Consider the following 19,144-nt stretch of genomic DNA (forward strand, 5'->3'; position numbering starts at 1 on the left):
ACGCGATTGGGCGGCGCCTTGGCGCCGCCCCTCTCTGTCATCAGCCGGCAACCGCCACGCCGACGGTCATATGCAGGCCATAGAACACCCCGCGTCCCACCAGCTCACCCGCCAGCACCAGGATCAGGGCAAGCGTCAGCGTCGTCAGCGACGGCGCCTTGCCGCGCAGCAGCGGACACAGCCAGCAGCCAAGTCCCAGCACCAGCAGCACGCTGCGCAGCGCCAGCAGACCGGCAAAGTCCGGAACCAGGGCATAGGCCTGCTGTACCGCGCTGTGGATGGTGGCCAGGCCACTCCCTTGCATTCCGGCGGCCACCACGCCGACCAGCGCGGCGAAGCAGCTAATCAGCGGCAGCAGGCGCAGCGAGGCACTGTCCATCTCCACCGAGCGCAGCAGCAGATAGCCCAGCAGCGGCCCGCCGATCAGCATGGTGACGAAGAAGCTCAGTGTGGTGTATCCGCTATACCAGGTCGGCACCGTGTTGATCTGGTACACCTGGCTCATCGCCCAGACAAACAGCAGCGCCAGCGCCATCGTCAACATCAGCCACAGGCGCCCCAGGGCGACGGGCATCTTGCCCAGCACCGCCAACAGCCAGTACAGTCCCCCGGCGGCAAAGAACAGCGAACCGCACAGGATCTCGTTGCTCAGCCCAGAGGCCCCGATCCGGTTCAGCGAGTTCAGGGCCCGCAGCGGCGAGCCCAGATGCAGCACCGACGCCACAAAGGCGATCCCCAGCAGCAGCCACAGGAAGAACATTCTCCCCTGGATCCGCAAGGCGCGATCGGCCTGTAGACGCCCGCGCAGCAGCACCGCCGCCATCACGATAAAGGCTCCGGCCACGCTCTGTCCCAGCACCGTGAAGATCATCAACGGCCATTCATGCCATCCCATTCCCATCTCAGACCTCCTTTGGATTCGCCAGGTAGCCGCAGGTATCACCGACCGGACGGCTGTTGGCATTCGGCTTCAGCACCAGGTTCGGCCGGGTATAGTGCGCCGCCGGCAGCGGCGCTACCGCGGCCAGATCACCGTAGCGGGCGCGTAGCTCCTCAATCGGCCCCATATCGAGCGCACGCAGCGGACAAGACTCGACGCAGATCGGCTTCTGCCCCTGCGCCACCCGCTCATAGCAGCCGTCGCACTTGGTCATATGCCCCTTCTGCGCATTGTACTGCGGCGCGCCGTAGGGACAGGCCATGTGGCAATAGCGGCATCCGATACACACCGATTCGTCCACCACCACAAAGCCATCCTCCCGCTTGTGCATCGCACCGCTCGGGCACACCTTCACGCAGGCGGGGTCGTCGCAGTGGTTGCAGGAGATCGAGAGATAGTAGGCAAACACATCGTGATGCCAGCCGTCGCCCTCGCGCTGCCATTCGCCACCGGCGTATTCATAGATGCGGCGGAAGCTGACGTCCGGCGTCAGATCCTTGTAATCCTTGCAGGCCAGCTCGCAGGTCTTGCACCCGGTGCAGCGGCTGGAGTCAATATAAAAACCGTATTGCGTTGTCATCAGCTACTCCTTAGGCCTTGGCAACCTGTACCAGATTGGTGTGTGACGGATTACCTTTGGCCAGCGGCGACGGACGCTGAGTCGTCAGGACGTTAATACAGCCGCCGTAGTCGACCCGCTCGCCGTCCGGGCTATACCAGGCCCCCTCACTCAGCGCCACGACGCCAGGCAGCACGCGCGGCGTCACCTTGGCGCTGATGCGCACCTCGCCGCGATCGTTGTAGATCCGTACCAGATCGCCCTGGGCGATACCGCGCGGAGCGGCGTCCAGCGGATTGATCCACATCTCCTGGGGACAGGCCGCCTTCAGCACATCCACGTTGCCATAGGTCGAGTGGGTACGCGCCTTATAGTGAAAACCGCTCAGCTGCAGTGGAAACTTGGCGATCAGCGGATCCTTATAGCTTTCAAACCCGGGGCTGTAGATCGGCAGCGGATCGATGACGTCGTCCGGCCCCAGCTGCCAGGTGGCGGCGATGTCGGCCAATGCGCTGGAGTAGATCTCGATCTTACCCGACGGCGTAGTCAGAGGATGCGCCTTTGGATCGGCGCGGAAGTCGCGGTAGGCCACGTGGTGTCCCTGCGGATCACGCTGCTTGTAGATCCCTTGGCTGCGGAACGCCTCAAACGACGGCAGCCCCGGGATCGCCTGTTGTGACTGGGCATAGAGATGACGCAGCCACCCCTCCTGCGTACGGCCTTCGGTAAACTGCTGACCAACGCCCATACGCTTGGCGATCTCACTGGTCATCTCATAGATGGTGCGGCACTCGAAGCGCGGCGCAATGGCCTGATCGGCAAAGATCACATAGCTCATGTTGCCGCAGGAGGCATCCAGGCAGAAGTCCATCTGCTCGGAGGCGGTGCAGTCCGGCAGCAGGATATCGGCATACTTGGCCGAGGCGGTCATATGGTTATCGATCACCACAATCATCTCGCACTTACTGTCATCCTGTAGGATTTCGTGGGTACGGTTGACCTCTGAATGCTGGTTAATTAAGCAGTTGCCGGCATAGTTCCAGATCATCTTGATCGGAACATCCAGCTTATCCTTGCCGCGCACCCCGTCGCGCGTGGCCGTCATCTCCGGGCCCCGCACGATAGCATCGGTCCACAGGAACATCGAGATGCTGGTCTTCACCGGGTTCTCCAGCGTCGGCATCCGCACAAACGGCAGGCTGTAGGAGCCTTCGCGGGCGCCGCTGTTGCCGCCGTTGATCCCCACGTTGCCGGTCAGGATCGGCAGCATGGCGATGGCGCGCGACGTCAGCTCACCGTTGGCGTGACGCTGCGGTCCCCAGCCCTGGCAGATATAGGCCGGCTTGGCGCCGCCGATCTCCCGCGCCAGCTTGATTATCTTATCCTGCGGGATCCCGGTAATCGCCGCCGCCCAGGCCGGCGTCTTGGCGGTTTTATCCGGTCCCTGGCCCAGGATATAGGCCTTATAGTGACCGTTGGCCGGCGCGCCCACGGGCAGGGTGCGCTCGTCATAGCCGACGCAGTAGCGATCCAGGAACGGCTGATCGACCATCGCCTCGGTGATCAGCACATGGGCCAGAGCCGCCGCCAGCGCCGCATCGGTGCCGGGACGGATCGGGATCCACTCATCCTCACGCCCGGCGCCGGTGTCGGTGTAGCGCGGGTCGATAATGATCATTTTCGCATTGGACTTGGCGCGCGCCTGCTCCACATAGTAGGTCACACCGCCGCCGCTCATCCGGGTTTCGCCCGGGTTATTGCCGAACATCACCACCAGCTGGCTGTTTTCAATGTCCGACGGGCTGTTGCCGTCGGCCCAGCCGCCGTAGGTGTAGTTCAATCCGGCGGCGATTTGCGCGGTGCTGTAGTCGCCATAGTGGTTGAGGTAGCCGCCGCAGCAGTTCATCAGCCGGGCGATCAGCGTCGCCCCCGGCGGCCATGAGCGGGTCAGGGTGCCGCCCAGCGTCCCGGTGCCATAGTTCAAGTAGATCGCTTCGTTACCGTACTCTTTGATGATCCCCTTCATGCTGACGGCGATCGTGTCGAACGCCTCTTCCCAGGTGATGCGCTTAAATTTGCCTTCGCCGCGCTTGCCGACCCGCTTCATTGGATATTTCAAGCGATCGGCGTTGTAGACCCGGCGACGCATCGAACGGCCGCGCAGGCAGGCGCGCACCTGATGCAGCCCCTCGTAGCGATCGTCGCCGGTATTATCGGTTTCGACATAGGCGATTTCACCATCGACCACGTGCATCCGCAGCGGGCAGCGACTGCCGCAGTTAACGGTACAGGCGCTCCAGATCACCTGCTCATCCTGCGCCGCCGGCTTATTCTGCGCGGGCGCGGCCTGAGCCTGGCGGACAAAGGGCAATGACAGCGCGCCGCTGGCCGCCGCCAGTCCGCCGATCGCCCCGCCCTTCACCACGGTTCGCCGACTCAGCGACGCATCCAGTAACGCCGTCCGACTGTTTTTTTTCATAGCATGCTCACTTTTATTTTGCTTTCTACTGGTTAATACAGCAAAGACCACTTTCCCTATTGGAAAAGCGGCACACTCAAAGAAAACAGAAAAGAGGTGACAGGCGCCCAGCGGCTCGACAATAACGCTGCGGGACGCTCAAGCTGACGCTAAGGATATAATAATCATTAAAATAATCACCTGGCTATGCAACGCCACGGCCTGGATCACGCTCTCTTAAAAGAGAATACGGTTTTCGTTCTCGCTCTATTTGCGTCACATCAACAAATAAGACGTTGTATTTCACATAACGACAAAAAATATGTTTAAAGTCTTTCAGACAGAATTAAGACATTACGGCTGATAACCACAATCATTTATTTTTACGATGGCAGGCACGGCGTCAGGGTGGGAATAGACGATAGATCGACGGCAATAAAAAACCCCGCAATGCGGGGTTTTAACGGTAGAAAATAGCGTATTAACCGATATATTCCAGACCGTTCATATACGGAAGCAGCGCTTCCGGCACCTGAATGCGGCCATCGGCCTGCTGATAGTTTTCCATTACGGCGACCAGGGTACGCCCCACCGCCAGACCAGAGCCGTTCAGGGTGTGCACCAGACGCGGCTTCTTGTCGTCCTTGCTGCGGTAGCGGGCCTGCATCCGGCGCGCCTGGAAATCCCACATGTTGGAGCAGGAGGAGATTTCACGGTAGGTGTTCTGCGCCGGAACCCAAACCTCCAGATCGTAGGTCTTGCTGGAGCCAAAGCCCATGTCGCCGGTGCACAGCAGCACTTTGCGGTACGGCAGATTCAGCAGCTGCAGCACTTTCTCCGCGTGCGCGGTCAGCTCTTCCAGCGCCGCCATCGAGTCCTCCGGACGGACGATCTGTACCAGCTCAACCTTATCGAACTGGTGCATACGGATCAGACCGCGGGTATCGCGACCATAGGAGCCGGCCTCAGAGCGGAAGCACGGGGTATGGGCGGTCATCTTCAGCGGCAGCGCGCTCTCTTCCAGGATCTCGCCGCGCACCAGATTGGTCACCGGGACTTCGGCAGTCGGGATCAGCGCATAGGTGCTGCTGTCGGCCTCCTCTTCCAGCGGACGGGTGTGGAACAGATCCGCGCCGAACTTCGGCAGCTGGCCAGTGCCGTACAGGGTATCGTGGTTGACCAGATACGGCACATAGGTTTCCAGGTAGCCATGCTGCTCCGTGTGCAGATCCAGCATAAACTGGGCCAGGGCACGGTGCATGCGGGCGATCTGACCTTTCATCACCACAAAGCGGGCACCGGTCAGCTTCACGGCGGCGGCGAAATCCAGGCCATCGGCCATTTCACCCAGGGTGACGTGATCGCGGACGTCAAAATCGTAGCGGCGCGGCTCACCCCAGCGGCAGATCTCCTGGTTATCGTTCTCATCACGACCGACCGGCACGGAATCATCCGGCAGGTTGGGGATCGAGAGCGCCAGATCGCGGATTTCCTGCTGCAGTTGATCCAGCTCGGCCTTAGCGGCATCCAGCTTTTCACCCAATTCGTTGACTTCACGGCGCAGCGGTTCGATATCCTCACCGCGCGCTTTCGCCGCACCGATGGATTTGGATCGCGAGTTACGCTCAGCCTGCAGGGATTCCGTTTCGACCTGCAGCACTTTACGGCGTTCTTCCTGTTGACGCAGCGTGTCAACATCCAGTTTATAGCCTCGGCGAGCCAGCTTTTCGGCGACTGCGTCTAGCTCATTACGCAGCAAATTGGGATCTAGCATGCTAATCCTGTGAATTATTGAGGGGTTTTTAATAAACAATACATCGGGGCGATAGCCGCATCCGCGGCAGTGCGCTCAATGCAAAGCGGATTTCTTCATAACCTTACCGCAATGAATGGGTTAGCGGTAGCGTTTTGTCGGGCTATTTTGATCCTGCTCAGCGAGCCAGGCCAGCTTATCGCCGATCTTGCCCTCAAGACCGCGCGCGGTCGGCTGATAATAGCGCGTCTGCGCCATTTCCGGCGGGAAATAGACCTCGCCGGCGGCATAGGCATTCGGCTCATCGTGGGCATAGCGATACTCCTGCCCCAGCCCCATCGACTTCATCAGCGACGTCGGCGCATTGCGCAGGTGGGGCGGCACGTCGTAGTCCGGACGCTCTTTGGCATCGCGCATCGCTGCCTTAAAGGCGGTATAGACGGCGTTGCTCTTCGGCGCACAGGCCAGGTAGACGATCGCCTGGGCAATGGCGCGCTCTCCCTCGGCGGGGCCGACGCGGGTAAAGCAGTCCCAGGCGGCGATCGCCACCTGCATCGCACGGGGATCGGCATTGCCCACATCCTCCGACGCAATGGCCAGCAGACGGCGCGCCACGTACAGCGGATCGCCGCCCGCCGTAATAATGCGCGCATACCAGTACAGCGCGGCATCCGGCGCCGAGCCGCGTACGGACTTATGCAGCGCGGAGATCAGATCGTAATAGCGATCGCCGTGGTTATCGAAGCGAGCGCTGCGCTCGCCAGACACCGATCGCAGCAGATCCAGGGTGAGCACCCGCTGCCCCTGGGCGTCCGCCTCGGCCATATCCGCCATCATCTCCAGCGTATTCAGCGCCCGGCGCGCATCGCCATTGACCAGCTCAGCCAGGGCATCGCGGGTCTCCGTCGGCAGCGTCAGATCCTGAGCGCCATAGCCGCGTTCGCGATCCGTCATCGCCTGCACCACCACCTGGGCGATATCCTGCGCGTCCAGCGCCTTGAGCAGGTATACTCGCGCCCGCGACAGCAGCGCCGAGTTCAGCTCAAACGAGGGGTTTTCCGTAGTGGCCCCGATAAAGGTGATGGTGCCATCCTCGATATGGGGCAAAAAGGCGTCCTGCTGACTCTTGTTAAAGCGGTGCACCTCATCGACGAACAGGATCGTACGCCGCCCCGCGTCGCGATTGTGGCGTGCACGCTCAATGGCCTCACGGATCTCCTTGATCCCTGAGGTCACCGCCGAAATCCGCTCCACCTCGGCGTGGCCGTAGCGGGCGATCAGTTCCGCCAGCGTCGTCTTGCCGGTCCCCGGCGGTCCCCACAGGATCATCGAGTGCAGGTGCCCCGCCAAAATGGCGCGCGGCAGCGGTTTGCCCGCCGCCAGCAGGTGACGCTGTCCGATGTACTGCTCCAGCGTCGCCGGCCGCATCCGAGCGGCCAACGGCTGAAACGCATTCTGAGAGAAGTCGAGGGAAAGGTTGCTCACGTCGCGGTTCCGCCCCTTATTTTTGGCGCTGATCGTCCAGCGTCACACCCGCCGGCGGCGTAAAGCGGAACTTGGCCGCATCCACCGCGCCATTCTGCTGACGCTTCAGCGTGTAGACGCTGCGCTGACCGTCCTGCTCGACGGCGCTAAAGCCGTTGATCGTGCCGTCAGGCATCACGCTGATGGTGAACTTCTTCAGGTTATTCTTGGCGCTCTTCGGCACCAGATCGAAGGTATTCCCCTGCTGGGTCACGTTATACTGCGCCCAGTCGCTGGCGTCGTTGCGGGTGATCAGCATAAACGGCGTATTGCCGGTGGCGCGGTTAAGCCAGGTGGCGGTCACCTGCTCGACGAAGGGGTTATAAAACCACAGGGTCTTGCCATCGGACACCAGCACGCTCTCATCCGGCGAAATCATATGCCAGTTAAACAGATTGGGGCGTTTTACCCACAGCTCCCCCTCGCCCTGCTGCACAGGCGTGCCGTCCGCCGCGCTGACCGCCTGGGTAAAGCTGGCGTGGAAACTGTTTACCTTGTTCAAACGGCCCTGCAGATCGCTGCTCGGCGACGCCAGAACGGAGGCCGACATCATGCCGCTGACGACGCAGCACGCAACTAACAGCTTTTTCATCGGTATGATTACCTTAAGCAAGAATAAATTGGGCCTGACCGCCGCGATGCCGCGATCAGGTGTCACAATACCCGTTGATTATACGCCAGGCCGAGGGGCGCCACGCGAGAAAAACGTCGCGCTGCGCCGCACCGCCCGTCAGTCATAGTCGCCGGACGGCGGCGCCAACACCTCACGGTTACCGTTGTGCCCCTGCGGGCTGACGATCCCCTGCGCCTCCATCTGCTCCACGATGCGCGCCGCCCGGTTATAGCCGATACGGAACTGCCGCTGCACCCCGGAAATCGACGCCCGACGCTTGTCGATCACGAACGCGACGGCCTGATCGAACAGCGGATCCAGCTCATCGTCGCTGTCCAGCCCCCCGCCGCCACCTTCGCTGTCATCGCAGGCGGTAATGCTGTCAATATACTGTGGACGCCCGCGCGCCTTCCAGTCCTGCACCACCGCGTGAACCTCTTCGTCGCGTACAAAGGCGCCGTGCACGCGCACCGGCGTCGAGGTATTGGGCGGAATATACAGCATGTCGCCCATTCCCAGCAGGGATTCGGCGCCGGCCTGATCCAGGATAGTGCGCGAGTCGATCTTGCTGGAGACGGTAAAGGCGATACGGGTCGGAATGTTGGCCTTGATCAAGCCCGTGATCACGTCGACCGACGGACGCTGGGTCGCCAGCACCAGGTGAATCCCCGCCGCACGCGCCTTCTGCGCCAGGCGGGCGATCAGCTCTTCGACCTTCTTGCCCACCGCCATCATCAGGTCGGCGAACTCGTCCACCATCACCACGATATAGGGCAGCTTTTCCAGCGCCGGCGGCAGCGCATCCATACTGTCACCCGGCCGCCACAGCGGATCGGGGATCGGACGGCCCATCGCCTCGGCCTGGCGCACCTTATCGTTATACCCGGCCAGGTTGCGAACCCCGAGCGCGGACATCAGGCGGTAGCGGCGCTCCATCTCCCCGACGCACCAGCGCAGCGCGTTGGCCGCGTCCTTCATATCCGTGACCACCTCGGTCAGCAGGTGCGGAATGCCTTCGTAGACCGACAGCTCCAGCATCTTCGGGTCGATCATGATAAAGCGCACTTCGTCCGGCGTAGATTTGAACAGCATGCTCAGGATCATCGCGTTCACTCCCACCGACTTACCGGAGCCGGTGGTACCGGCCACCAGCAGGTGAGGCATACGGGCCAGATCGGCGATCACCGGCTGGCCGGCGATATCCTTGCCCAGCACCACCGTCAGCGGCGAGGGACTCTCACGGAACTGCGGGCAGTCGAGCACCTCGCGCAGGTAGACGGTCTGGCGATGCTTGTTGGGCAACTCCAGTCCCACGTAGGGTTTGCCCGGGATAACCTCCACCACGCGAACCGCCACGGCCGACAGGGAGCGCGCCAGATCGCGCGACAGATTGGAGATACGCGCCGCTTTGACTCCCGGCGCCAGATCCAGCTCGAAGCGGGTGATCACCGGCCCCGGCGAAATGCCGACCACCGCGGCCTTTACCCGATAGTCCGCCAGGCGGGCCTCCACCAGCTGCCCCTGCTGCTCCAGGGCAAACATATCGACCGGCTCGGCGTTAGCCGGCGGCGACGTCAGCAGATCCAGGGTCGGCAGCGGCGTCGTCGGTTTATGCATCGGCCGCTCGTCGCGCACCAGGAAGGGGTGAACCAGCCCGGACACCGACGCCTGCGTCTGCGTAGCGGGAGGCTGCGGGGACGCAGCAGCGGACGGCGCGATCTCCGGCGGCGGCGTAAACAGCGGCTCCTGCGGACCGTCGTCCGCGGCGCTAAAATCGGCAAAGTCGAAGGCGGGCGCCGGCTGTTCGGCCTGCGCCAGCGCCTCGCGGGCGGAGAACGACATCAGCCCACCCTGCGGCGGCTCGGAGGCCGTTCGGGCCGCCGGGATCTCCGGCGCTGCCGTCGGGCCACGATGCGGGCTCGGATCGGCATCGCCATAGCGCTGCTGCTGCGCGGCCAGAAACTCGCGCTGCAGGCGGCTCTGCTCCAGCGCACGCTCATCGTCATCTTCGTGCAGGTAATCCTCACCATAGCGGGCCCGCGGCTGGCTGACAAAGGCCTCGTGCAGCGCGGCCTGCTCCCGCAGCGCCGCATGCTCGGCCTCCTCCTCTGCCGCCGCGGCGACCGGATGATCCTGCGGCTCGGAGTAGGCGGAGAACGACGGCAACGCTGCCGCGTCAGGCGCAGCTGACGCCACGCCGCCGGTCCCGGCGGCCAGCGCCGAGGCCTGGGCAAAGATGGACTGACCGGCCGCGGCGCTGCTCTCCTGCCCCAGCGGCGTCACCTGCAGCGGCGGCGTCTGCGCAAGCTCCGCCTGCGCCTCTTGCGCGCGGCGCTCCTGGGCCTCACGACGGGCGCGATCCTCCGCCATCCGCTGTGACGGCAGCTTGATCCCCAGCGACGCCAGCTCGCGGCGGGTCGGAATACGCACCGGATTCGGGCGCGGCAGCTCAGGACCAATGCCCTGTTTCACCTGGACTCCGCCGTCCAGCGCACCGATGGCCGGGGTAAAGGCCGCCGCAGCCAGGGTGGCCGACGCATCGTGACGGCTGGCGGCGCCAAACACCGGCAGATCCGGCGATAGCCCCGGGTTGAGGTAGGGGAGATCGGCGGTGCCGTGCGCGGCGTTCGCCTCATCATCGTCCGGCGTAGACCATTGACCGAGCGGCGGCTCGGCGTCACGCGAGGAGTGGAGACGCCCGGACGCGGCCGGAGACGGCGTATGGGGACGATCCTCCGGCAGGGTAAACGAGTACATCGGGACGACCGGCTCACTGCTTTCCGGCTCGGTGGCGCTGAAGGTGAACGGCGTCGCATCGGTGCCCGACGACGCCGGGACAGAGCCGACTGCCGGCGATGCGACGGGTAACCGCGGAGCATCGGGCGCGGATTGCGTCGTCACCGCGGCCGCGGCGTGCGGAGCGATGTCGTCATGTAACGGCGCGGTAAACTGCAGGTCGCTCGGCGCATTCGGCGCGGCCGGCGACGCGGTAAACTGCAGGTCGCCCGGCGCATTCGGCGCGACCGGCGACGCGGTAAACTGCATATCGCTCGGCGCATTCGGCGCGGCCGGCGACGCGGCGATACCCGGGGCGCTGAGCACCGCAGCGGCAGCGGTGACCGTCGTCGGGGCCGTGGCCGTGGCCGTGGCCGTGGCCGTGGCCGTATCAGGATCATCCTGCGCCTGCGGCGGCGCATCATCCACCTGCGCCAGCGGACGCAGGCCCTTCATTTCCGGTGCCGCGTCGGGCGCGGATGCGTCATCTGACGCCCGCAGGCCGGACAGCAGCGGATCGTCCGCCTCCTCGGCCAGCAGCGGATCGGCGACGCGGTACGCATCCTCCACCGCCGTATCGGCGGCGGCGGCACGGCGCTCATCCGCGTCGTATGCCTCGTCGTCATCGTCGTCCGCCCGCGCATCGCGGCGCGAACGGTTGCTCATCAGGGTCAGACCGCCGAGCAGCAGCGCACCGAGCTTCTCCGCGATGGTCAGCCATGACCAGCCGGTGAACAGCGACAGACCCACGGCCCAGGCCCCCAGCATCGCCAGGGTCGCCCCAATGCTGCCCAGCAGCGGCAGCGCCACGCTGCTTATCAGGCTGCCGATCACGCCGCCGGAGGCGAAGTAGTACAGGTCATCGACGTTCAGCGCCGCCAGACCACAGGAGGCGATCACCAGCGCCAGCATGCCGATCAGGCGCAGGGCGATGGCAAAGTAGTCCACGTGGTCGCTGTCGTCACGCTTACGATAGGCGGCCCAGCATAGGATCACCATGATCGGAGGGATGGCATAGGCCAGTACGCCAAAGACGAAGAACAGCGTATCGGCCATCCAGGCGCCGGCACCGCCGCCGATATTGTGGATCGGCTCATGCCAGGCGGTCTGTGACCAGCTGGGATCGGAGGGATCGAACGTCATCAGCGATGCCATCATATACACGGCAAACAGCGCCACCAAAATCAGCAGCACCTCATACACTCGCCGTCCGCCGCTTACGTGCTTCAGGGTAACTTCTTTTTCTTCTGTATATTCCTGGCTCAAGAAAGGCTCTCCAGGGTCCTGTTTTCTGCCATTGCGTGCAGCCTATGCTGCATGCCCGCCATAAGAACAGCGCCGAGGCGTCGCCCGGCGCTGAAACTGTATACATACACAGGAGTGTACCCAAATTATTGCGGCTTTGCACCTGTCCGCGCGTCAGCGCGTCTTGATCACCAGGCGGTTGCTCTGCTTCACCTCTTCCATCACCACATAGGTGCGGGTGTCGTTCACGCCCGGCAGACGCAGCAGGGTCTCCCCCAGCAGCTTACGGTAGGCGGACATGTCCGGTACGCGGGTCTTCAACAGATAGTCGAAGTCACCGGAAACCAGGTGACACTCCTGGATCTCCTCCAGCTTCTGCACCGCGGTGTTGAACTGTTCAAACACATCCGGCGCCCCGCGGTTCAGCGTGATCTCGACGAACACCAGCAGGGATGCATCCAGATAGTGCGGATTCAGCAACGCGGTATAGCCCTGAATAAAGCCCTGCCGCTCCAGTCGGCGCACGCGCTCCAGGCACGGCGTCGGCGACAGCCCCACGCGCTTGGAAAGCTCGACGTTGGAGATACGGCCATCTTTCTGCAACTCATTCAGGATATTACGGTCAATACGATCCAGATCCTTACCAGGGCGTTTCTTATTGTCTGCCATCTTGTTATCTCTCTTATATTCTTCCCTGTTGCCATCCCTGCGACAAGGTCACATTGCCAAGGAATAGTCCCAAAAGAAGACGTTGTGCCTGCCCGTCAACTGGCAATTTCCATTGCCATCTCCTGCGACCGCCGGATGGGACCGGGGTGCCTATTTTCTGCCGGGGCTCTCCCCCGTTTTACGTATCTGCTCGCGCGCCGCCGCCGCAGCGATGAGCGCAGAACGACCGTCCGTGCGGCCCCGACCAGCATGCCACTCACGCACCGGGTCGCATTTTCATCAGATAAGAGCAAACCCGCCAATCCCGGCAAGGTTTCCCCTCCTCTCCTCCATGTTTTCGCAAATGAACAGCCGATTGTCAAAGCAAAAGAAATAAAACTAGAAGAACCTGCCAAATGATACCTTAAGGCAACGTTTCCCTAGGTCAAAAGCACCACCGTATCCCGGCGCATTTCGCTATTTTTCCGCGCCACCCACCGCCATGACCTAGTGATAATGACTGGATATTGTCGCATTATCAGCGCATCTTACTAAGATTGACTAACCTTATTGATAGTCATTACCTATTGCACAGATTGATAACATCTTCGCTGCACGCTTTTTTTACACCGCAAGTTTTTTTAAAATCGAGTCCAAGACGTACCACATTGGAAAAGAGGATTTCATGAGCTCCGTAAAACATTGCAAGCTTCTCATTCTGGGCTCAGGCCCGGCGGGATACACCGCGGCCGTCTATGCGGCACGTGCCAACCTCAACCCGGTGCTGATCACCGGCATGGAAAAAGGCGGTCAGCTCACCACCACCAGCGAGTTGGAAAACTGGCCGGGCGATCCGGAAGGCCTGACCGGTCCCCTGCTGATGGAGCGTATGAATCAGCATGCGGCCAAATTCAATACCGAGATCATCCTTGACCATATCCAGCGCGTGGATCTCAGCCAGCGTCCGTTTCGCCTATTTGGCGACAGCCAGGAGTACAGCTGCGACGCGCTGATCGTCGCCACCGGCGCCTCTGCCCGCTACCTGGGTCTGCCGTCGGAAGAGGCCTTTAAAGGCCGCGGCGTCTCCGCCTGCGCCACCTGCGATGGCTTTTTCTACCGCCAGCAGGAGATTGCCGTGGTCGGCGGCGGCAATACCGCCGTAGAAGAGGCGCTGTATCTGGCCAACATCGCCGCTAAGGTGCATCTGATCCATCGCCGCGACAGTTTCCGCGCCGAGAAGATCCTTATCGACCGCCTGATGGACAAGGTGCGCAGCGGCAATATCGTCCTGCACACCAACCGTACTCTGGACGAGGTGCTCGGCGATGATATGGGCGTTAATGCCCTGCGCCTGAAAGATACCCAGAACGGAGCCTGCGAAGAGCTGGCCGTCAGCGGCCTGTTTGTCGCGATCGGCCACAGCCCAAACACCGCCATCTTCGATGGCCAGCTGGCGCTGAGCAACGGCTACATTCAGGTACAGTCCGGTCTGAACGGCAACGCGACCCAGACCAGCGTCCCGGGCGTATTCGCCGCCGGCGACGTCATGGACCATATCTATCGTCAGGCGATCACCTCTGCCGGCACCGGCTGCATGGCGGCGCTGGACGCCGAGCGCTATCTCGATAGCCTGGCCGATGCCGCGCGCCACGCCTAATCCTTACCTATCGGGGCCGCCGCCGGCGGCCCGCATTTTACGCACGCTTCTCCTTTGGCAGCAGAATTTACGGCAGCTTGGTTTCAACTCCTTGAGTGGCGTTGTAATATCGGGTGCGACGTCGGCCCGTGATGAGTAGTCCGACGCTACCGTTCAGCCTGCCGTACGCCTGTGCTCCGGGCCTGATCTCTACTTCACCTGCATCAGACTAGACACCATCGCTTAATGAATAAACAACGACAACGCGAACTCACGCAGTGGCTGAAACAGTGCAGTCGCCCGGCCCAGCGCTGGCTCCGGCTCTCCATGCTGCTCGGCCTGCTCTCAGGGCTTCTGATCATCGCCCAATCCTGGCTACTGGCAACCCTGCTGCAGCGGCTGATCATTGACCATACGCCGCGCGGCGACCTCGTGCAGGACTTCGCTTTGCTGATCGCCGCCATCGCGCTGCGCGCGCTGCTAGGCTGGCTGCGCGAGCGCGTCGGCTTCCGCTGCGGGCAGGTGGTTCGCCGCGAGATCCGCGCGCTGGTGCTCAACCACCTGACGCAACTGGGCCCAGCCTGGATCCAGGGACAGCCCGCCGGCCACTGGGCGACCCTGATCCTGGAACAGATCGAAGAGATGCAGGATTTCTATGCCCGCTATCTGCCGCAGATGGCGCTGGCCGTCACGATCCCGCTGCTGATCCTCGCCGCCGTCTTCCCCATCAACTGGGCCGCCGGGCTGATCCTGTTCGCCACCGCGCCGCTGATCCCGCTGTTCATGGCGCTGGTCGGGATGGGCGCCGCCGATGCCAACCGACGCAACTTTCTGGCGCTGAGCCGCCTGAGCGCCAACTTTCTGGATCGTCTACGCGGCATGGAGACCCTGCGCCTGTTTCACCGCGCCCGCGCCGAGACCCAGCATATCGCCCAGGCCTCCGAAGATTTTCGCAAACGCACCATGGAGGTGCTGCGCCTGGCCTTTCTCTCCTCTGCGGTGCTGGAATTCTTTGCATCCGTCTCCATCGCCGTGGTGGCGGTCTACTTCGGTTTCTCCTACCTCGGTGAGCTGAACTTTGGCCACTACGACCGCGGCGTAACCCTGTTCGCCGGCTTTCTTGTATTGATCCTGGCGCCGGAGTTCTTCCAGCCCCTGCGCGATCTGGGGGCGTTTTATCACGCCAAAGCGCAGGCCATCGGCGCCGCCGAGGCGCTGGTAAGCTTCCTCGACGCCGACGATCAGGTGCAGCGCACGACGGCAGCGGACGGCGAAGCGACGACGGTCAGCGACCGTCCCTTGACGCTGGAGGCGCACAACCTGGAAATCCTCTCGCCGCAGGGAAAAGTCCTGGCCGGCCCCCTTAACTTTCGTATCAGCGCCGGTGAACGCATCGCGCTGGTCGGCTATAGCGGCGCGGGCAAAAGCTCGCTGATCAACCTGCTGCTCGGCTTTCTGCCCTACCGCGGTGAGCTGCTGATCGATGGACAGCCGCTGAGCGACCTGCCGCTCGCCAGCTGGCGCCGCCAGCTGGCCTGGGTTGGCCAGAACCCGACGCTGCCGCTGCCGACGCTGCGGGCTAATATCCTGCTGGGCGCCCCTCAGGCCGACGATGAGCAGCTGCAAAACGCCGTCGAGCGGGCCTACGTTGACGAGTTTCTTCCCCTGCTGCCGCAGGGGCTAGACACCCCGATCGGCGAGGATGCCGCCCGCCTCTCCGTCGGCCAGGCCCAGCGCGTTGCCGTCGCCCGGGCGCTGATCCGTCCCTGCCGGCTGCTGCTGCTGGATGAGCCGACCGCCAGCCTGGACGCCAATAGCGAGCGCCTGGTGATGCGCGCGCTGCAGGCCGCCGCCCGCCACCAGACCACCCTGATGGTGACCCATCAGCTTGATGAGCTGGCGCAGTTTGATCGCATCTGGGTTATGGAGCAGGGGCAGCTGGTGCAGCAGGGCGACTTCAACGCGCTCTCCCAGCAGCGCGGCAGCCCGTTTGCCACCCTTCTCGCCACCCGCCATCAGGAGATTTAACCATGCGCGTCCTGCTGCCGTTTTTGGCCCTGTATCGCCGCCACTGGATCCGCATGTCCCTGGGCATGCTGCTGGCCATCGTCACCCTGCTGGCCAGCATCGGCCTGTTGACCCTGTCAGGCTGGTTTCTCTCCGCCTCGGCGCTGGCCGGGCTCGCCGGTCTGATCACCTTTAACTACATGCTGCCTGCCGCCGGCGTCCGCGGCGCCGCCATCATCCGTACCGCCGGCCGCTACGCCGAACGGCTGGTCAGCCACGACGCCACGTTCCGGGTGCTCTCCCATCTTCGGGTGTTTACCTTCAGCCGCCTGATACCGTTGTCGCCCGGCGGCCTGGCCCGCTTCCGCCAGGCCGAACTGCTCAACCGCCTGGTGGCCGACGTCGATACGCTGGATCACCTCTATCTGCGAGTGATCTCGCCGCTGCTCAGCGCGGTGGTGATCATCGCGGTCGTGGTTTGCGGCCTCGGCTGGCTGGATCTCCGGCTGGCGCTGACTCTAGGGGGGATCATGCTGGCGCTGCTGCTGGGGCTACCGACGCTGTTTTACCTGGCAGGGAAACCGGTCGGCGCCACGCTGACCGCCCTGCGCGCAGACTACCGCACCCAGCTGGTCGGCTGGATCCGCGCCAACGCCGAGCTGGCGGTATACGGCGCCCTGGAGACCTTTCGCCAGCGCCTGGATCACAAAGAGCGGCAGTGGCAGCGTCAGCAGCAGCGCCAGGCGGCGCTCGGCGCGCTGTCGCAGGGGATCATGATCCTGGCCTCCGGCCTGACCTTTACTCTGATCCTGTGGCTGGCGGCGGCCGGCATCGCCGGCGATCCGCGTCCGGGCGCGCTGATCGCCCTGTTCGTGTTTGCCGCGCTAGCCGCCTTTGAGGCGCTGGCACCGGTCGCCGGCGCCTTCCAGCATCTGGGGCAGGTGATCGCCTCCGCCGAGCGGGTCGGGCAGTTGATCGACCAAACGCCGCAGGTGCGCTTTCCCGAGTCGGGTAAGACGCTGGACGACGAGGCTCCCCTCGCCCTGACGCTGGACGACCTTCACTTTACCTACCCGGGACAGGCGCGCTCGGTGCTCAACGGCGTCACTCTGGCGCTGCGCGCCGGGGAGCACGTCGCGCTGCTGGGACGCACCGGCTGCGGTAAGTCCACCCTGCTGCAGCTGCTGACCCGCGCCTGGGACTGCGACAGCGGCGAGATCCACTTCAACGGCCAGCCGCTTAAGGCGCTGGATGAGGGGGCCCTGCGCAGCGCCTGCGCCGTCGTCAGCCAGCGGGTTCACATTTTCAGCGCCACGCTGCGCGATAACCTGCTGCTCGCCGATCCGCAGGCCAGCGACGCACAACTGTGCGACGCGCTGCGGGCGGTCGGTCTGGACACCCTGCTGGCGGATCGCGCGCTGGACGCCTGGCTGGGCGACGGCGGTCGGCCGCTCTCCGGCGGCGAGCAGCGACGCCTGGGCATCGCTCGTGCGCTGCTGCACCGCGCGCCGCTGCTGCTGCTGGATGAACCCACCGAAGGGCTGGATGCGGAAACCGAGCGCCAGATTCTAGCGCTGCTGCGTCAGCACTGCTGTCAAAAGACCCTGGTGCTGATCACCCACCGTCTGCAGGGGCTGGCACAGATGGATCGCATCTGTGTCATGGATGATGGACGGATCGTCGAGCAGGGGCGCCATGAGCAGCTGCTGCAGGCCCACGGGCGCTACTATCAACTATGTCAGCGCCTTTAACGTCACCGCGCGAGGAAACGGGATATGCGCATCATGCAACTGGACAGACACTCGCTGGGATTCCCCTCGCCGGAACAGGCGCTGCACGAACCCAACGGACTGCTGGCCATCGGCGGCGATCTGCAGCCGGCACGCCTGCTACAGGCCTACCGGCGCGGTATTTTTCCCTGGTTCTCTCCGGGAGAGCTGATCCTGTGGTGGTCGCCGGACCCCCGGGCGGTGCTGACGCCGCAGGCGCTGCACGTCAGCCACAGCCTGCGCAAGGCGCTGCGCCGAACCACTCTACGGATCACCCTAAACCAGGACTTCGCCGCGGTGATCGCCGGGTGCGCGGAGCAGCGCGCCGAGGGCACCTGGATCGGGCCCTCGATACAGCAGGCCTACTGCCAGCTGCACCAACTGGGCTACGCCCATTCGGTGGAGGTTTGGCAAGAGGAAAGCCTGGTGGGCGGGCTGTACGGCGTCGCCCAGGGCAGTCTGTTCTGTGGAGAGTCGATGTTCAGCCGGGTTAGCAATGCCTCTAAAATGGCGCTGTGGAGCTTCTGTAGCCACTTTCAGCGCATGGGCGGTCAACTCATCGACTGCCAGGTGCTCAACGCCCACACCGCGTCGCTGGGCGCCCACGATATTCCGCGCCGCCGCTATCTGCAGCATCTGCTCGACTGCCGCGCCCAGACGCTCGACCCCCGCTGTTGGCAGCCGCAGCGCCTCGCTCTACCCCTTCCGGCGGCGGCGGCAAAAACGGAGAATAGCGTCTGCGGGGGCTAAATGGGGCAGTGTCCCCCACCGCGCGCCGCGTCAAGCGGCGGCTCAGCGCCGTCATCGGCTGACGCCAAACCCCGTGTGGGGCACTGCAGAAAGATAACTTACCTTTACATAACCGAGGTTTTTCGGCATTATCTTGCCGGTTAAAAACTGTGGTATTCATACCTAGAGGATTCGATGGCCAAAGAAGACAATATTGAAATGCAGGGTACCGTTCTGGATACGTTGCCCAACACGATGTTCCGCGTAGAACTGGAAAACGGACACGTCGTTACCGCTCACATCTCCGGTAAAATGCGTAAAAACTACATCCGCATCCTGACGGGCGACAAAGTCACTGTAGAGCTGACCCCGTACGACCTGAGCAAAGGCCGCATTGTCTTCCGTAGCCGCTGATAGGCTTCCCTCCCGCGCCGCAGGCAGCGTCAGGCCCGGTAGTGCGATCGATACCGACAGCGGCAAGACGGGTA

General features: G+C 63.3%; 12 protein-coding genes and 2 pseudogenes. 5 read left to right on the forward strand and 9 right to left on the reverse strand.

Annotated elements, in window-relative coordinates; translation table 11 throughout:
- Positions 1–40: 40 nt before the first annotated feature.
- The 9 genes and pseudogenes from ETEE_RS00800 to lrp all read right to left on the reverse strand — a co-directional run bounded on the left by ETEE_RS00800 (position 41) and on the right by lrp (position 12,536).
- Complete coding sequence (locus tag ETEE_RS00800) at positions 41–901, reverse strand: DmsC/YnfH family molybdoenzyme membrane anchor subunit (RefSeq protein ID WP_034162479.1); 861 nt, start codon at positions 899–901, stop codon at positions 41–43.
- Position 902: 1 nt separating this feature from the next.
- Positions 903–1,520, reverse strand: coding sequence for a DMSO/selenate family reductase complex B subunit (locus ETEE_RS00805; protein ID WP_012849025.1), 618 nt, complete (start codon positions 1,518–1,520; stop codon positions 903–905).
- Between the two features lie 10 nt (positions 1,521–1,530).
- Entirely contained in the window at positions 1,531–3,978 is a 2,448-nt protein-coding gene (dmsA, locus tag ETEE_RS00810) for a dimethylsulfoxide reductase subunit A (protein WP_034162480.1), read from the reverse strand.
- Positions 3,979–4,438: 460 nt separating this feature from the next.
- Entirely contained in the window at positions 4,439–5,731 is a 1,293-nt protein-coding gene (serS, locus tag ETEE_RS00815; RefSeq protein ID WP_034162481.1) for a serine--tRNA ligase, read from the reverse strand.
- Between the two features lie 120 nt (positions 5,732–5,851).
- Positions 5,852–7,195: a replication-associated recombination protein A gene (locus tag ETEE_RS00820; RefSeq protein WP_034162482.1), complete on the reverse strand. Its 1,344-nt coding sequence runs from the start codon at positions 7,193–7,195 to the stop codon at positions 5,852–5,854.
- A gap of 16 nt (positions 7,196–7,211) precedes the next feature.
- The gene (lolA, locus tag ETEE_RS00825) at positions 7,212–7,826 is read right to left on the reverse strand and encodes an outer membrane lipoprotein periplasmic chaperone LolA (protein WP_034162483.1); all 615 of its coding nucleotides are present in this window, start codon (positions 7,824–7,826) and stop codon (positions 7,212–7,214) included.
- 138 nt (positions 7,827–7,964) lie between these two features.
- Positions 7,965–10,265: pseudogene (locus ETEE_RS22400) on the reverse strand (DNA translocase FtsK); the annotation flags it as partial.
- Positions 10,266–11,327: 1,062 nt separating this feature from the next.
- A pseudogene (locus ETEE_RS22405) lies at positions 11,328–11,825 on the reverse strand (DNA translocase FtsK 4TM domain-containing protein); the annotation flags it as partial.
- A gap of 216 nt (positions 11,826–12,041) precedes the next feature.
- Positions 12,042–12,536 (reverse strand): leucine-responsive transcriptional regulator Lrp, encoded by a 495-nt coding sequence (lrp, locus tag ETEE_RS00835; protein WP_008812989.1) that lies wholly within the window; start codon positions 12,534–12,536, stop codon positions 12,042–12,044.
- Between the two features lie 664 nt (positions 12,537–13,200).
- Here lrp and trxB point away from each other — a divergent pair.
- From trxB to infA, 5 genes are all read left to right on the forward strand, one after another.
- On the forward strand, positions 13,201–14,172 hold the full coding sequence (gene trxB / locus ETEE_RS00840; RefSeq protein ID WP_034162485.1) for a thioredoxin-disulfide reductase: 972 nt from the start codon (positions 13,201–13,203) through the stop codon (positions 14,170–14,172).
- Between the two features lie 225 nt (positions 14,173–14,397).
- Entirely contained in the window at positions 14,398–16,179 is a 1,782-nt protein-coding gene (cydD, locus tag ETEE_RS00845; RefSeq protein ID WP_034162486.1) for a heme ABC transporter permease/ATP-binding protein CydD, read from the forward strand.
- Between the two features lie 2 nt (positions 16,180–16,181).
- On the forward strand, positions 16,182–17,909 hold the full coding sequence (cydC, locus tag ETEE_RS00850) for a heme ABC transporter ATP-binding protein/permease CydC (RefSeq protein ID WP_034162487.1): 1,728 nt from the start codon (positions 16,182–16,184) through the stop codon (positions 17,907–17,909).
- A gap of 24 nt (positions 17,910–17,933) precedes the next feature.
- Positions 17,934–18,677 (forward strand): leucyl/phenylalanyl-tRNA--protein transferase, encoded by a 744-nt coding sequence (gene aat, locus ETEE_RS00855; protein WP_034162488.1) that lies wholly within the window; start codon positions 17,934–17,936, stop codon positions 18,675–18,677.
- 174 nt (positions 18,678–18,851) lie between these two features.
- Positions 18,852–19,070 (forward strand): translation initiation factor IF-1, encoded by a 219-nt coding sequence (gene infA / locus ETEE_RS00860; RefSeq protein WP_002211347.1) that lies wholly within the window; start codon positions 18,852–18,854, stop codon positions 19,068–19,070.
- Positions 19,071–19,144: the final 74 nt, after the last annotated feature.

This window comes from Edwardsiella anguillarum ET080813 (genome assembly GCF_000264765.2).
In the GTDB taxonomy this organism is placed as follows: Bacteria; Pseudomonadota; Gammaproteobacteria; order Enterobacterales; family Enterobacteriaceae; genus Edwardsiella; species Edwardsiella anguillarum.

What these genes read in the sequence shown, in the direction of transcription:
- ETEE_RS00800 (WP_034162479.1), bottom strand. Translation starts at nt 901, where the DNA reads ATGGGAATGGGATGGCATGAATGGCCGTTGATGATCTTCACGGTGCTG.
- ETEE_RS00805 (WP_012849025.1), bottom strand. Translation starts at nt 1,520, where the DNA reads ATGACAACGCAATACGGTTTTTATATTGACTCCAGCCGCTGCACCGGG.
- dmsA (WP_034162480.1), bottom strand. Translation starts at nt 3,978, where the DNA reads ATGAAAAAAAACAGTCGGACGGCGTTACTGGATGCGTCGCTGAGTCGG.
- serS (WP_034162481.1), bottom strand. Translation starts at nt 5,731, where the DNA reads ATGCTAGATCCCAATTTGCTGCGTAATGAGCTAGACGCAGTCGCCGAA.
- lolA (WP_034162483.1), bottom strand. Translation starts at nt 7,826, where the DNA reads ATGAAAAAGCTGTTAGTTGCGTGCTGCGTCGTCAGCGGCATGATGTCG.
- lrp (WP_008812989.1), bottom strand. Translation starts at nt 12,536, where the DNA reads ATGGCAGACAATAAGAAACGCCCTGGTAAGGATCTGGATCGTATTGAC.
- trxB (WP_034162485.1), top strand. Translation starts at nt 13,201, where the DNA reads ATGAGCTCCGTAAAACATTGCAAGCTTCTCATTCTGGGCTCAGGCCCG.
- cydD (WP_034162486.1), top strand. Translation starts at nt 14,398, where the DNA reads ATGAATAAACAACGACAACGCGAACTCACGCAGTGGCTGAAACAGTGC.
- cydC (WP_034162487.1), top strand. Translation starts at nt 16,182, where the DNA reads ATGCGCGTCCTGCTGCCGTTTTTGGCCCTGTATCGCCGCCACTGGATC.
- aat (WP_034162488.1), top strand. Translation starts at nt 17,934, where the DNA reads ATGCGCATCATGCAACTGGACAGACACTCGCTGGGATTCCCCTCGCCG.
- infA (WP_002211347.1), top strand. Translation starts at nt 18,852, where the DNA reads ATGGCCAAAGAAGACAATATTGAAATGCAGGGTACCGTTCTGGATACG.